Annotated in this window: 12 protein-coding genes and 1 pseudogene; 4 read left to right on the top strand and 9 right to left on the bottom strand. The window is 45.7% G+C overall.

What is annotated here, in order from left to right; all coding sequences use genetic code 11:
• Nucleotides 1-212: 212 nt before the first annotated feature.
• The 4 genes and pseudogenes from BW947_RS14965 to BW947_RS14975 all read right to left on the bottom strand — a co-directional run bounded on the left by BW947_RS14965 (nucleotide 213) and on the right by BW947_RS14975 (nucleotide 4,000).
• A complete protein-coding gene (locus BW947_RS14965; RefSeq protein WP_076500918.1) occupies nucleotides 213-1,619 on the bottom strand; it encodes a DUF1254 domain-containing protein in 1,407 nt (468 codons plus the stop codon).
• A gap of 315 nt (nucleotides 1,620-1,934) precedes the next feature.
• Nucleotides 1,935-2,382, bottom strand: a pseudogene (locus BW947_RS18470) (AAA family ATPase); the annotation flags it as partial.
• A 90-nt stretch (nucleotides 2,383-2,472) separates the two neighbouring features.
• A complete protein-coding gene (locus BW947_RS14970; protein ID WP_076500920.1) occupies nucleotides 2,473-3,618 on the bottom strand; it encodes an HlyD family secretion protein in 1,146 nt (381 codons plus the stop codon).
• A gap of 1 nt (nucleotide 3,619) precedes the next feature.
• A complete protein-coding gene (locus tag BW947_RS14975; RefSeq protein ID WP_076500922.1) occupies nucleotides 3,620-4,000 on the bottom strand; it encodes a DUF3302 domain-containing protein in 381 nt (126 codons plus the stop codon).
• Between the two features lie 268 nt (nucleotides 4,001-4,268).
• Here BW947_RS14975 and purT point away from each other — a divergent pair, with 268 nt between their 5' ends.
• The 4 genes from purT to BW947_RS14995 all read left to right on the top strand — a co-directional run bounded on the left by purT (nucleotide 4,269) and on the right by BW947_RS14995 (nucleotide 11,335).
• Entirely contained in the window at nucleotides 4,269-5,444 is a 1,176-nt protein-coding gene (gene purT / locus BW947_RS14980; RefSeq protein WP_076500938.1) for a formate-dependent phosphoribosylglycinamide formyltransferase, read from the top strand.
• 303 nt (nucleotides 5,445-5,747) lie between these two features.
• On the top strand, nucleotides 5,748-7,472 hold the full coding sequence (locus BW947_RS14985) for an RluA family pseudouridine synthase (RefSeq protein WP_076500943.1): 1,725 nt from the start codon (nucleotides 5,748-5,750) through the stop codon (nucleotides 7,470-7,472).
• A 139-nt stretch (nucleotides 7,473-7,611) separates the two neighbouring features.
• The gene (locus tag BW947_RS14990; protein ID WP_076500945.1) at nucleotides 7,612-9,069 is read left to right on the top strand and encodes a DUF3142 domain-containing protein; all 1,458 of its coding nucleotides are present in this window, start codon (nucleotides 7,612-7,614) and stop codon (nucleotides 9,067-9,069) included.
• Nucleotides 9,059-11,335 carry a hypothetical protein gene (locus BW947_RS14995; RefSeq protein ID WP_076500947.1) on the top strand — a complete coding sequence of 759 codons (2,277 nt, stop codon included), beginning with the start codon at nucleotides 9,059-9,061 and terminating at the stop codon, nucleotides 11,333-11,335. The genes BW947_RS14990 and BW947_RS14995 overlap by 11 nt, the downstream gene beginning before the upstream one ends.
• A 69-nt stretch (nucleotides 11,336-11,404) precedes the next feature.
• On the opposite strand, the gene BW947_RS15000 is transcribed toward BW947_RS14995, so the two are convergent.
• The 5 genes from BW947_RS15000 to BW947_RS15020 form a co-directional block, all read right to left on the bottom strand.
• Nucleotides 11,405-12,358: a D-2-hydroxyacid dehydrogenase gene (locus BW947_RS15000; RefSeq protein WP_076500949.1), complete on the bottom strand. Its 954-nt coding sequence runs from the start codon at nucleotides 12,356-12,358 to the stop codon at nucleotides 11,405-11,407.
• Between the two features lie 41 nt (nucleotides 12,359-12,399).
• A complete protein-coding gene (locus tag BW947_RS15005; RefSeq protein WP_076500950.1) occupies nucleotides 12,400-13,032 on the bottom strand; it encodes an outer membrane beta-barrel protein in 633 nt (210 codons plus the stop codon).
• A 40-nt stretch (nucleotides 13,033-13,072) separates the two neighbouring features.
• The gene (gene djlA, locus BW947_RS15010; RefSeq protein ID WP_076500953.1) at nucleotides 13,073-13,861 is read right to left on the bottom strand and encodes a co-chaperone DjlA; all 789 of its coding nucleotides are present in this window, start codon (nucleotides 13,859-13,861) and stop codon (nucleotides 13,073-13,075) included.
• Nucleotides 13,862-13,927: 66 nt separating this feature from the next.
• The gene (gene murU, locus BW947_RS15015) at nucleotides 13,928-14,611 is read right to left on the bottom strand and encodes an N-acetylmuramate alpha-1-phosphate uridylyltransferase MurU (RefSeq protein ID WP_076500959.1); all 684 of its coding nucleotides are present in this window, start codon (nucleotides 14,609-14,611) and stop codon (nucleotides 13,928-13,930) included.
• Nucleotides 14,608-15,693, bottom strand: a complete 1,086-nt coding sequence (locus BW947_RS15020; protein ID WP_076500961.1) for an aminoglycoside phosphotransferase family protein — start codon at nucleotides 15,691-15,693, stop codon at nucleotides 14,608-14,610. Before BW947_RS15020 ends, murU begins: the two co-directional genes overlap by 4 nt.
• Nucleotides 15,694-15,699 lie beyond the last annotated feature (6 nt).

Consider the following 15,699-nt stretch of genomic DNA (forward strand, 5'->3'; position numbering starts at 1 on the left):
CATATATGGGCATGAACTCACCCACCCATGATTTGTACATAATGTAGAGAACAGAACTCGAGACAAAAACGTTTTAGCTATGCAACCATAATCAGATTGCGATAAATATTAAGAATTAACGTTTAAGTTCGGCTGCGGGCGCAAAACGACACGCCCGCTATAACCACTTCTTAGCTTATAGAATAAATAGTCGCGATCATCACTCCACTTAACTATTGAACCTTATTCAGCGGAGGAGCTTTCCATGTACCGTCGAGCGCCTCAATTTTTGGCCAATAAATTCGCATAGGGATCCAGAACGGTCCATCGGGTGCCGGTAGCCAGTTAGCCTCTTTATCCTTACCTGGGGAGTCCTTCTGAACATAAATAGTCAAGCCACCGTCAGCATCCTTTTTGAGTTCAGGGAGCATTGGCGAGTTGATTAAATAACGATTAATAGGATTTGCAACCATCAAGCTCTCAGGTAGGTTGTACATAGTCACTGACCAAAACGCATTGACTGGAGGGTATTGTCCAGGCTCGAAGCGCAAAGTGTAGTCATGTTTTGATGCATCCAAGGGCTGACCATCAGCATCCTCTCTGTAGAGTGGATAGATCGCGTCATCCTTAGAGTTACCGTAAATACCAAGCACCGCACCAGCAAAGCGGTAGAGATAATTATTTTTGAGTACTTCTCGTGTACCGAAGAGGTCTGCGGTAGTCACCTTGCCGGAGGCAATGTCAGTCTTTTCCAAATTATCCAGAGCTTTCCAGCCATCGACGATACCGTCCGCAAATGCCTGCTTCATTTCAGGTGACAGTGACTCAAAATTAATTCGTTTACCTCCACCAACGCCAATCTTTGCGAAACGTGCCATGAGTGCCTTCTCCGAAGGAACTGTAGGCGTAAACTCCAGAACGAAGTTCAGAATATTGAAAAACTCCAATGAAGTCTTTTGCTCAACAGCGGATAGCGGAGGCATCCAATTAATCTTGGATGCAGCTTTAGGGGCGGGTTTACCCATATAAGCCGAGAGTGTCTGCACCTTGTAGCCTGCCTGCACAGCCTTCACATTGTCAATATCTGCGGGGTTAAACAACTGAGTGCGGTATGCAAGAAAGACAAACTGCGTTTCAGAACGCATCATCTTAGCGACTCCTTTGGGAGTCTCACCCTGCCAGTCCGGACCGGCCACGAGAAGTACAGATCCATCATTGCCGGTTGTTCTGCTTCCGGCGTACGCGAAATTGTGCGTGTACCAATCGATAAACTGCAACGAGAAGTATCGATTCTTCTCGATAGGCGGCAGAGTGAGAATTAATGGCTCAGTTCGCAGATCCATCCCGACGAAAGAATAAGGCGTATCAGAATTGGCGGTCTGGATCGCTTTGTCATCCGATGTGAACACCCGCGCCATATTGAATATCTGATTCCAAGAAGTTTTGTATTCAGGACTCTGTGTATCGACAAAATACGCATACTGAATCCGATAGTTGTCAACCATAGGATTACCATAAATATATGCTTCTTTAGCGATCTCACGCGCTTGCTCAGGCGAGATAGCCGCTTGAACATCCCCCCCCGATGAGATAGATATAAACAACAGGCATAGGAAAAACTTTACCATGGGAATTCTCATTATTGTGCTCTCCTTTTCATTGAATTACGTTGCTGATAGGCCGTTCACATCACATAAATGTAGATATTTGAACAGTTCAAAACTTGTGCGGCATGCTGATGCAAAACAACGGAAATTTACACACGGATGCTAAGTTACATATTTTCTAATACATAAAGCCTATTAGGTCGCCTGATATTTTTAGCGTTGTGGTAATAATTAACATCAATATAGTGGTAGAAGGTTAAGGACTGAGAATAAATCCTGCGTATCAGAGGATAATGTTGTGTTTTTGTAAAGTTATCAACATTTATCTCTATGTTATAGATTGAAAACCTACTCATGGGCATTCACTGTACGGCCTTTAGCCCATTGCCTTTAGTCCATTGCTTGAGTGCATTGATTTTATCGCTCATGGCCACAGATAAAAGCCGAGTTTTGCTGAGCTCCTCAAGTGATAAAGCTTGATCGACACTGCTATCAATACTTTTTGCGGTATACATGGTGGCAATAACGGATCAAGAAGATTGCTTTGCGTGTCCCCCGTCGGATAAATCGATAAAGAAAATTTCATCCATCCCACCCTTTTGTATTAGCTCTGGCGGCAAGGCTTGAATATCATTGGCGGTTACCATCACAAAAACCTCTGATTTACGCTCAATCATTTAAGTCAGTAAGATGCCGAGTATGCGAGTTGATGCACCTTCATCACAGCTACTGTTGTTTAAGCCTTTTCAATTTCATCTAACCAAAGCATGCAAGGTGACATAATGTCGGCCAGTTCCTTTTTTATTAACCAAAAATGTGTCAAAAAAAAGTCCAGCGAACTGGACTTTATAGCATGCTCAACAAATGAGATTTAACCGTCTAAGGGTTAATGTCCATCAAAAAACAAGTAATTCAACCAACCTTGCATCCTGAGCAACACCTTACGCATAACAGACACGTGGTGAAAATGCTCAGTATAAATAGCCACTTGCCCTGATACCCCCGCGGGGAAACCTTTACGAATGACATCGTCATCAATCTCAATTAAGACGATAACTCGACCGGTTTGAAACATACGATCCGAGGACTGTAGCACTCCACCCATTTGTACTTCACCCTCTGACATGGCTGGCAGTACTTTAGCGACACGACCAGTAAACACTTGCCCTGGTGCAGCATCAAGAATCACCTCAGCCTCATCACCTTCCTTTAGGCGTAGTAGGGAATTTTGCCAAAAAGCACCCGCAAAATAACGTTGCTCATTAGGGATAAAACTCATCACTGGGCGTAATGGGATAGGCACCGCCATCGCACCTGGACGTAGCGCCATTTGCGTCACCACACCATCGGCTGGCGCACGAACCACGGTTTGTTCTAAGTCATAGATAGCACCATCTAAATCACCCTGTAAGCCCGCGACTTTAGTATTAACGCCGTCAATATTAGACTCATAGGCTAGCCTAACTCGTAACTCATCTGATTTAGCTACCATTAACTGTGCTTCAGAAGCGAGGTAAAGCTGACGTTTGTTATCCAATTCCAGCGCAGTAAATGGAGAGTTAGCCCCACCTTTACGATGACCATTTTCATAGCGCTCGTATGCAGATTTATTGCGTTCTTTATCGGCATTAACCCGCTCAACATTGGCTTTAGCCGATTCCCATGCGGCAGCGAGCTGTGGCACTTCTAACTCGGCGGCGATTAAAGCGGCACGTTTACGCTTAACCACAGCTTCAAAGGGAATAGGATCAATACGAAAAAGTACATCTCCTTGTTTAACCTGAGTATTAGACTGTACTTCAACACTAATCACTAACCCTTTTACCGCGGGTGTAATAGGAATAGAGACAAAATACTCCCGCGCAAAGCTCGAATAAGGATGGTTATAGTTCATCACTAATATCAATGCACTAATGATCACTACTCCTCCCAAAACTGCGGTGGGTACCGTCCATTTTGTCAACGGGATTTTAAAAACTTTAAAAATAACAATACAAATAGCGGCGTAGGTCAGTATGAGTAATAAATCCATGTTACACCTCGACTTTATTTGTAATAACAGGCTCTACAACATTTGTTTTCGCCTGTTCTAATTGTTCTAGCCTTGCTTGTAGATTAGTTACTGTCTGGCGTAGAGTGCTCACATCTTCCTCTAGGCTCAACTCTCGCTTCGCTACAGTACTAAAACCCCAACCACGGTCTTCTCGGTACAAGGTCGCCCATATCCATAAAAATGGCCAAATAGCATGCAAAGTAAACAAACTGACCCATCCCGCAATATGCAAAGCATCTTGCTGTGGGTGATTACGTTTTTTTGCAATTTCGTATGGAATGTCATGGATCGCAATCACCCCATAAAAAATGACCACTACTACAAACAACAACACTCCTAACGCAAAGTAATCTAAAAACATTATCAAGCCCCCCCCTTTGTTTGCCATGTTGACGTCTAAAATAATTTTTATTGAATACCTTACTTTGCAAATTAACATTTAATAAACAAGTTAAGCAAAAAACTAACAACTTTGTAGGTTATAAAATTGACTGAGTTCACACTAAACCCAGTGATCCGCTGCACACTTGCTTATTTACATCATGATCCCAACTACTGTTCGCGCTAAACTCAGGGTTAAGTTGCGCGCCATGACGCAATCCCTACAACTGTTTAAAAGGTATCCACACATGATAGGCACTCCCTACACTGAGGGCGCACGACGCGCCATGTTGCTCGGCTGCGGTGAACTTGGCAAAGAGGTAGCCATTGAGCTACAACGCTTAGGCGTAGAAGTGATTGGCGTTGACCGTTATGCCAACGCTCCTGCTATGCAGGTCGCGCATCGCTCCCATGTGATCAATATGCTCGATGCTAACGCGCTGCGGGCAGTCATTGAGTTAGAAAAACCGCATTTAGTTATCCCTGAGATTGAAGCCATCGCCACCCAAACCTTAGTTGAAATGGAAGCGCAGGGCGTAAATATCATCCCGACAGCGAGGGCAACGAAGCTAACGATGGACAGAGAAGGCATTCGTCGCCTCGCCGCCGAAACCTTAGGGTTACCCACCTCACCTTACTTTTTTTGTGATACTGAAGCCGAATTTAATCAAGCTATAAGTAAAATTGGTCTGCCGTGCGTGGTTAAGCCAGTCATGAGCTCATCGGGCAAAGGCCAGAGCGTTATTCGCGATGTTGCCCAAAACCATAAAGCGTGGCAATACGCCCAAGAAGGTGGCCGCGCTGGCGGTGGTCGCATTATCGTAGAAGGCTTTATAGCCTTCGATTATGAAATCACGCTGTTAACCATAAGCGCCGTCAATGGTATTCATTTTTGTGCGCCCATTGGTCACAGGCAAGAAGATGGTGATTACCGTGAGTCATGGCAGCCACAAGCCATGTCCGCTGAAGTGTTAGCAAAGTCGCAAACGATTGCCAGTAAAGTCGTTGAGAACCTTGGCGGTTATGGATTATTTGGCGTAGAGCTGTTTATCAAAGGCAATGACGTGTACTTTTCAGAAGTCTCACCTCGGCCGCACGATACCGGCTTAGTCACACTCATTAGCCAAGATTTATCCGAGTTTGCCCTGCATGTAAGGGCGATTCTTGGCCTGCCCATACCCAATATCCACCAGCATGGGCCAAGTGCCTCGGCGGTGATTTTGGCTGAAGGCACCTCAAGTAATATTCGCTATCAAGGTATTGCCGCTGCATTAGAAGCGGTCAACACTCAACTCAGATTATTCGCCAAACCCGACATTGATGGCCGCCGCCGCTTAGGTGTCGCGCTTGCACGTGATATCGATATCGACAGCGCAATAAGTAAGGCACTCGATAGCGCTAGCAAGATAAAAGTCATTTTTTAACTATGTTAGCCGCTTAACATTAAGCTCAAGCACACACTAAAAAACGGGAGATAAGCATCTGCGCATTTCCCGTTTTTTAATACAGAACCAGAATAATCAACCACCTTCAATAAAAAGTGACCACGCAGAATGCACAGAGTAAACTAGCGGCCTTATTCTATGGCCGGTGTTTCCACGCCTTGCACCATAAGCGCTGTGCCTGACTTTTTTATTTTAAGCTTTTATTTAAGACTCTTTATGTCAAGCGTGTGACTTATAAAACACCACAGCAGCAACCAACAGTAGTAGAAAGTAGAACTCAATATGCCTCTTCAGCCCTCATGCTTTACCCCTTTCACCCAAGCCATTGATGCCTATGCGCTGCCGCAGCGTTTTACGTTTCCTTTCTATTACGAGCCGCATCCACTGTGCGTTATCGCCGCAAACGAATTACAGCAGCATCTTGAGACTCAAAATAATTGGCAGCATAATTTTGGCCTAACGGGTGAGTTAACTGGCGCCATTGGCAAAATGTTTGGCGTATTACTGGTGCAAAACCCGCAGGGTGAAGTGGGTTATTTATCAGCATTTTCGGGCAAGTTAGCCGAGCAAAACCATTGGCCACACTTCGTCCCACCGGTGTTTGATATGCTAGCAAAGGATAATTTTTTTCACGCTGAAAATCTGCAAATCAATCAGCTTAATGCCCAACTCTTCGCGCTAGAAAATCATCCCGATATTCCCCGTCTATCAATCAATCTTAATGTTGAACAAGCGCAAGCAGCAACCAAACTTGCCGTCCACAGACAATTGATGATCGACAGCCGCCAATCACGCAAGGCGCAGCGCAATCAACTCGCAGTCCAATTGGCGATCAAGCCGACTGATGAGACCTTACGTGAAAATGCAGTAATAGAAGCCAAGCTTAACCAAGAAAGCATTAATGAAAAAAATCAGCTAAGAGATATTAAACACTATTGGGATGAGCGAATTAATGCCATCAGCCAAGAGTTAAGTCTACTTACCGATGATCGCGATGCATTAAGACTGCAACGTAAACAACTCTCTGCGGCGCTGCAGCAAAAGCTGTTTGAACAGTATCGTTTTTTGAATATTCAGGGCGTAGAAAAGAGCCTTTACAGCATCTTTAAAGGCACAGTAGAACTAACGCCACCTGCGGGTTCGGGTGAATGCGCCGCACCAAAATTGTTACATTACGCCTTTAAACACAATCTCAAACCGCTGGCGATTGCCGAGTTTTGGTGGGGCGCACCGCCAAAATCAGAAATCCGCCAACATAAACAGTTTTATCCCGCCTGCCGACGTAAATGCCATCCAATTTTAGGGCATATGCTCGAAGGGCTCAGCGTTGATGACAATCCGCTACTTGCTAATCCTGCACTAGGCAAAACCTTAGCTATTATCTATCAAGACGATATCATGGCGATTGTGAATAAACCCGCCGAGTTTTTATCCGTGCCGGGTAAAGACATTACAGAATCAGTGTATTCACGCATGCAACAAACCTTTCCTAATGCCACGGGCCCACTTATCGTTCATCGACTCGATATGTCGACCTCGGGGTTAATGGTGATCGCACTAACAAAAGATGCCCATAAACAACTGCAAAAACAGTTTATCCAGCGCACGGTAACTAAACGTTATGTGGCTCTTTTAGCGGGGATCCCTGCTGTAATGGCCAGCAAACAGCCAAATGGCGAAATATCTTTACCCCTGCGGGGAGATTTAGACGACAGACCAAGGCAACTGGTGTGCCATGAGTTTGGTAAAGCGGCGCAAACCTATTGGCAAGCGAGTCAAATCGATGAATCGGCCAATCAAACCCGAGTGTATTTGTCGCCTAAAACGGGTCGAACCCACCAACTCAGAGTGCATTGTGCCCATTTAGAAGGGTTAAATACGCCGATTTTAGGTGATGATCTCTACGGGACTCGCGCTAATCGCCTGCATTTACATGCTGATTTATTGATACTCCAACATCCTGTAACTGGTGAATCAATGCGCTTTCAAGTTGATGCCGAGTTTTAAGCGCTTATGCCAAAGATAAGTATTTTTAAGATCGACATTTAAGGCTAAGCATCAGAGATTTGGTACTTTTTCGCGATGTATAAGCGGTATTTTTCAGGCATAGTCATATTTCATTAAACGCAGGGACGATAGCAGTAACATGGGCAATCTGATTAACAACATGAGGCGAAATCAGTGGCGATTATTCACTTTATTCATCGCCTCATTATGGCTGAGTGCCTGCCAACCCGCTGCGGATCAAAGTGAGCTTAAGTCAAACCCGAATGCTCCTCATGCAGTAAAAACGGCTTTAGCACCTATAACTTCTGAACAGCCATTCTCGCAAGAAGTTTATATTTGGCAACGCCAATGGCGCCCAGCGAACCAAACCGCCTTAGTGCAAAGCCAAAACGCCTTTCAGGGATTACGCATTCTGGCACTGCAAGCACACCCAAAGCCTAATGGCGCCGATATTTGGTTTGAGGTGGCGGTTAATCATGTTTGGTTGCAGGCCGACCCAAGGCCCAAAATCCTCGTGGTGCGTTTAGATGGTCAATTCACTCATTTAAATGATGAAGAAGTGATTCATAAAATCAACCAAGTTCTGGCAAACTGGCAAGCTAAAGGCACCCACATTGTTGGAGTGGAAATCGATCACGATAGCGCCAGCAGTAAACTGCCTGCTTATCGAGAGTTTCTTAAAAAGCTTAAAGCACATTTACCCACCCAGCTAAAACTCAGTATTACCGCACTGCCCGCTTGGCTCAATAGCGCTGAATTTCCTACGTTACAGGCCACTATCGATGAACTCGTACTGCAAATTCACAGCGTAAGCGACCCACGCCACGGCCTATTTGATGCTGTTAAAGGTTGGCAATGGGTAGAGCAACTGTCACGCATCAGCACAGTGCCTTATCTTATTGCACTGCCCGCCTATGGCTCTGCGGTTATCAGCACAGCTTCAGGCTATCAAGTTGAGAGTGAAACGCCGCTGCGCCATCAACGCCAATCCGCTAACGCCGTAGAAGAATTAATGGCTGATCCCAAAGTATTACAGACTTTTGTGAAAAGACTGCAAAACCAAACGGATGCAAAACTTAAAGGCATTATCTGGTTTCGGCTACCGCTAGAAGGGGATAAAAGAGTGTGGCCGCTCAACACCTTAATTGCTGTTGCGCAGCACGGGGAACTCGCAGCCAAAATTGAGCTGGTGATATCAAGCGATAACAACGTCACCAACCAAGCGCAATTAACCGCTGAAAATACGGTAAAAAGCCACACTATGCCTCAGTCGAAATTATTCCAACTGAGCTTAATTAATCGCGGTAATATTGCGGGTGAACCTCCCACTATTTTGTCGCTAGCGGGACACGCTTGTAGCGCGTATGATGCGCAAAATGGCTATCGCGTAATACAGAAAGATGGGCTGTTAACGTGGCAATCGCAAGCTGAAACGACCGCCGCATTAACCTCAATTGAAGCTCCACGTACTAACATGATGTCAGTACTGCAACCAAACAGAGAGACTCAAAAATACATGCTCAACCCAAACGGCCAAAAAGTGATAGGCTGGGCACGTTGTGAGTCATTATATTTACAGGGGATTTATGCGCCATAAGCCAACATTATCAACCACAATAGCAACATCTCATCGGGCTTTTAAGCTTAAACAAACCACGCTCATCTGTTTAAGCTTATTCTCACCAATGCTGTTGGCATGCGGCCCCGATTTTCCGTTGCAATTGACTCAAGACAGACAGAGTAATCTCAGCTACTTGCCGCAAACATCCTTTAGCCAGCAGCTCACAACCCTCGCAAAACCTTTGCCTTGGCAGTATCAAGGTGCGCCAGCTGCGCAGGAATATCTCTGGGATGAAGCCCATGGTCGTTATCTGTCACAAACCCGCGCCTTTGAAAGTAGCGAATTAAGTGAAGCTCATTTAGCTTTAGTCAACACTCTACGCGATGCGACAGGCCCGATTGAGGCTGAGCAAATGGCGGCTAGGCTAGATCAAGAATTGCCCCAAGCTCTAATATGGTACACCTTAGGGGCCGTCGCATTTGAGGCCAAAGATTATGAAAGAGCCGCTAATTACTTTAATAAAGTCATGCAGCTACCAGAAAGCGAACGCGCTTCTCGCAGCTTGTGGGCACTGTATTCGCTCTCACGAATTGAGCTTATTTTAAGTAAAACCTCTGCGGATCCTGAACATTTAAATCGTGCTAATGCTTATTTAACACAGCTACAAGCTGAGGTGATCAAAGGCGCCGCTGATCCCCTACGTTTAAGCTTGGCGAGCTTAGGTGAGCAAGCATATATTTTGTTGCATCAAGGTCAACCCTTAACCCAAGCCACTAAAAAAGATGATACAGCTGACGCTAAACTGCCCATCACGCTTACCCCTGCGGCACTCGATAAAGCCATTGAGCTTTATGCAACCCAATCGGTACAGGGCGATAGTAGCGGTTATGATTCATTGTTGATGCTCAGCCGCACCTTGATGGGCAAAGACATTGCAGAACTTAAGCCTCTATTGCAACAAGCGAGTGTGCAGCAGTTATTAATTGCCTACTGGCAAAGTAGCACTAATGAATTTGCCTATGATGGCCAGCTGTCTGAAATGGGCCTAAAGGTCGCAGAAATACTCAAGGTATTTCCAATCGATGGCTTACAACTTAGTCATGGCGATAAATTAGCCGCTATTTATTATCAGCTAGGGGATTATGCTAGTGCAGAGCGCCTATTAGCCTTAGCTAAACCCAGCGGCTTAACCTGGTGGCTCACTGCAAAATTAATGCTACAAAAGGGTGACCAAGTTGAGGCAGCTAAGGCCTATGCCGAGGCAGCGCGCCACTTTCCCGAGCAGTCCAAAGTCTTAGCGACTGTTGATGCCAAAGAAACCCAGCAACAAGCCATTGATGCTGATAAAGATATCGCCACCTACTGCCGTATTCGCGCTGAGCAAGGCGTGTTATCCCTAGAGCGCGGTGAATACCTAGATGCGTTAAATCACTTACTCGAAAGTGGTGATGAGTACTGGCAGGATATCGCCTATGTGGCGGAGCGCGTACTGACCACAGCTGAACTTAAACTTTTTGTCGATGAACATGTGCCGCTTATCGCCTTTGAATACCCAAAAGATAGCGATTGGTACGATAATATCGAGCCAATAAACAATCGCTTACGCTACTTACTCGGTCGCAGGCTATTACGCGAAGGGGCGATAAAGGAAGCACCTGCTTACTTCCCTAACCCTAATCTCAATGCCAGCGCCCTCGACTATGGCAATCAGCTAACCTTAGCAAAAAATGAAAAAGGTATTGATAGTGCCAAGGCCTATTGGGCGGCGGCTGGACTTGCTCGCCATCAAGGTATGGAGATCTTGGGGTTTGAATTAGCACCCGATTACGCTATCTACCAAGGTGTATTTGATTTAAGCGATTGGAATGAGCCTAGTAAACTGAGTGAAAAAGAACAATCACGGGTAAACGCCAGCCAGGCCATCCCAGATAAACGCTTCCATTATCGCTACACAGCAGCGGAGCTTGCCAACAAAGCGGCCGACTTTGTGCCGCAAAATAGCCAAGCCTACGCCGCACTACTCTGCCAAGCGACCGGTTGGGTATTGTATCGAGATCAGGAGCTTGCCCTGCGTTACTATAAAAAATACGTCACTAATGGCGCCTTTGTCCCTTGGGCCGAAAACTTTGGTTTGCAGTGTGAAGCACCCGATTTTGATAGCGCAGCAAAACGCGCACGGGCCAATGACATGGCACAATGGAACGCTCTATACCACAAGCTGAAAAAGCCCATCGTCTTTGGCTTATTAGCCATCGCAGGATTAATGGGTGTATGGTGGATACGTAGAAGAAAGACTCAATAATCAACATCGATTAACGTCCTCTCTCTTTAAATGTCACCATGAACATAAAGAGAGAGGACGCATATCAATTTACAAATTTACGCAGTTAATCACTTTCCCCTTTAGAAAACTATTCACATTCGCTACAGCAATATTGAGCAAACTTTGCCTAGCCTCTTTAGTCGCCCACGCGTTATGGGGACTGATGCTGATATTGGGCGCATGCAATAAGGGATTATCTGCACTGGGTGGCTCGGTTGATAACACATCGACACCGGCAAATAAGCGATTTTGAACAAGTGCGGCGGCAAGCGCGGCCTCATCAATTAATCCACCGCGCGCGGTATTAATCAGCAAGGCTTTGGGTTTCATTAACGCAAGAGTTTGTTGGTTGATAAACTGCTCGGTTTCGGGGGTGAGCGGGCAATGTAGCGAAATAATATCTGACTCGCTAAGTACAGTATCACGCTCTACCCACCTAGCGCCTTGGGGTAAATGTTTGATCTCTGAGCGAGTGTTAACCAGAACATTCATGCCAAATGCGAGGCCGAGCGCCCCAACCTGCTGGCCTATATCGCCATAACCAATTAAGCCTAGCGTTTTACCTTTTAATGATTGCAGCGGCATTAAGGTAAAACAAAAATCCTTACTATTTACCCATTGACCATCGACCACGGCTTGATGATGAGCAGCCACCGCTTGGGTGTGATGCAAAATATGGGCAAACACCATTTGCGCAACAGCGTCTGGCGCATAGGCCGGCACATTGGTTACGACTATGCCACACGCTTTAGCAGCAGCTAAGTCGACAACATTAGTACCCGTCGCCAATACCCCGATATATTTTAGCGCAGGAAGCTGTGCCAATGTCTTAGCGTTAAGCGGGGTTTTATTGGTTAGAATGATCTCTGCTGCTTGAGCGCGAGTAATAATGTCCTCATTTGCCGTGCGGGCAAAACACGTAAACTCATCCAATTGTTCTAAGGATTGCCAACTGAGATCGCCAGGGTTTAAGCTTTCACCATCAAGTACCACTATCTTCATGCTGTAAAATCTCCTTTCGATTAATTCAGTTAAGCGATGGGCTAAAAACTCATTTTTAGCCCAAGGTTAGCCTGCGCTTGCCACATCACATCTGAAGTAATGTGCCATAGGCACTCGTTTTCATCACAAAACAGTGTGTTGTCACTGTTGATAAACGTCGCATAGCCACGGACATCGGCAAAAAGGCCCACGTTTGAGGTCACTTTATATTCAACCCCGCCGCCAATGCCCATAGAGAAGCGTGTTTCGTTCGACCAACCGTCAGGCTGCATGCGGGTGATCCCCGCACTGGCAGTAACGTAGGGCAGCATATCTCCCTGGGGAAAATATAAGGTGCCACCCAAATGGATATAATCTACATCTAATGAGGTCAAAAGATTTGGCGTAAACATGCCATTACTTTTCAACTCAGAGGCTTGACGGCTATATAACAAATAAATGTTGCCGGGATCATTGGTGTTCACTCCCAACATCAAACCGTAATGGCTAGACTCTTCAATCTTTACGCTTTCATTACCATTGGTCTGGGCGGTATTAACCTTAATTTGACTCACATCAAATTGGCCGCCACCAAGACTGTAACCCCCGAAAGGTGCGATAAAAACGTCAGCCTGCGCAAACAATGCCACTGGTAATAACGTGACAAAAAGTAGGCCGTTATGTATATATTTCATAAAGAATTCCTTATCTTTTATATGTTCAATATAACCAAATTTACCGCATACCACGCTCAGATTTGACTCTATCATAGGCGGCTTGAATGTCCTGAGCCTTACGATTTGCCAGCTCCATCATTTCCGGTGGCAAACCTTTAGCCACTAACTTATCGGGATGATGTTCGTTCATCAACTTACGGTAAGCTCGTTTAACATCTTGATCACTGGCTTCGTCGGTAATACCCAGCAAACTATAAGCATCGGTGACCGAGGTCTTATTGCCATTAGATGTTTGATTAAAGCGAAACTCAGCCTGCCAGCGTTGAAGTAAAGCATCCAACTGCGAGCGACCATAACCTAACTCTTGTGCAATCGTCATCAAGATAGCGTGTTCAGCGGCATCCAGCTCACCATCGGACAACGCCGTTTGGATCTGGATTTCAATAAACATCTGCACGAGCTCTTTGCGTCCCATGGTAATCGCTCGGAAAGCGTGTAAGCTGCTACGTAAGTCAAAATCAGCTGATTTGCCCTCACGAAATGCCTGTTGCGCTTCTTTACGCGCTTCACCGGTTAAACGCATTTGATCCATCAATAACGTCGCGATACGAATATCGGTTTCGGTTACCTGCCCTGACGCTTTAGCCACATGGCCCATCACGGCAAACGTAGTATTGAAGAAGATCGCCTGGCGATTCTTAGCTTGACCAAGTATTTCACGAAATCCTACGCCTGAAGACGCACGTTTATCGTAGAGATGACCAAGCCATAAACCCAATAACGCACCAAAGATACGACCAAACATAAAGCCAATAACAAACCCAAAAAACTTACCCCAAAGCCGCATCTTATATCCTGATATTTATAATGTGTTAAATGTGCCAGCGCAATTGAGACAAAATACGCTACGTACCTAGATTGACATGTTAGTTTGCAATGTTAACTCAAGCGCCTGTAAACGTGGAATAGTGCCCACATCGCACCAAAGTCCGTCAAACAAAGCACCGGTCACGCGGCCCTCTGCCATGCACGCTTTCAATAAAAGCGCCAAGGCAAAAGCACCCGCTGGCGAGTCGTTAAAGAATGCGGGATGATATATGCCCATACCCGAAAACGTATACTTGGTATCGCCATGCTCATGCACTTGATTACCACTCAAGGCAAAGTCGCCCTGCGGATGCTGCTGCGGATTAGGTACTAGCCAGAGGTGGGCTAGCATATCCTTGGCAAGCGGCGTGATGGGTGGCAAAGCATCTATAAACACATCACCATTAATCACTAAAAAGGGTTCATTACTTCCGTCCTCACACAATAAAGGCAAAGCTTGTTTGATACCGCCGCCTGTTTCCAGCGCATGCTCTTCAGCACTATATTGAATTCGTACACCCAAATGGCTACCATCGCCTAAGGCTTCGACTAGCTTATGCCCAAGCCAAGCATGGTTTATCACGATATCGACTATGCCTAACGCGGCGAGTTTTTCAATATGGTAAACAATCAAAGGCTTACCCAACACTGGCACCATAGGTTTAGGCAAAGTGTCGGTTAATGGTCGTAAGCGTTCACCGCGTCCTGCCGCTAAAATCATCGCTCTCATGGCTTAACCCCAGTTAAAGGCTCACTCGATGCAAACGCAGGTAACACTCGGCGAGTTAACCATTGTGCAAATGACGTTAACTCAGGATACTTAATCGCGATATCAACAATATAGGTTAAAGTTAGTGGAATGTCGGCCATATAAGCTGGCTTACTATCGCGATAATTTAATCTCGCAAAAATTCCCACCGCCTTGATGTGGCGTTGCAAGCCCATAAGGTCAAACCAAGTTTGGTATTGGTCAAAGCCAGTCACTGGCGAAATAAATGCATGGGCTACGGCTTGCTGATAATGATACTGCATCAAATCGGTGACTAATGCCTGCGGCCAACGAATATAACAGTCACGCAGCAGCGATACCGCATCATAAGTCACAGGGCCAACGACAGCATCTTGGAAGTCAATAACGCACAACTCGCCTGCTTGCAGCATTAAATTGCGGCTGTGAAAATCCCGGTGCATTCCCACACTAGGTTGAGATAACGCATTGACGACAAGGTAATCAAAGCTCTGATTTAGCAATTGTTGCTCATCATCGCTTAAGGACAAACTAAGGTGGGTGCCTAACAACCACTCAGTAAAAATATGCAATTCACGACGGACGAAGGCTTCATTGTAGAGCGGTAATGCGTGAATTAGGCCGCTATTAACATCTTGGCTTTCTACCACTGAAGTTATTTGCGGCAGTAAATCAAGCGCCTGACGATAATAGCGCCCCACATTTTGGGCGCTAAGCACAGATAACAGCTGGGTATCGCCTAAATCACTCATCAACATAAAGCCTTGCTTTGCATCAGCATGAATCACTTTTGGAACTATCAATCCCACTGCCGCATAAGCATTCGATAAGGAAATAAAAGGCGCAATAGGCACTAGATCGGGTGGTGAATCGGCTGCGATAAAACTGGCATCAGGGGTGGATATCCGAAAGTAACGTCTGAAGCTCGCGTCACCGGAAATCAACACTGGAGTCACTTCATCGGAAAAATAAGCCTTCAGCCACTGATTTAGGGAAAGAAATCTCGGATTGGATAAAGTCATTTCATGGCTCTTAAAGAAAAATTGCTTTATTATAGCTGGCATATAATT

The organism is Shewanella morhuae (assembly GCF_900156405.1).
Taxonomy (GTDB): Bacteria; Pseudomonadota; Gammaproteobacteria; order Enterobacterales; family Shewanellaceae; genus Shewanella; species Shewanella morhuae.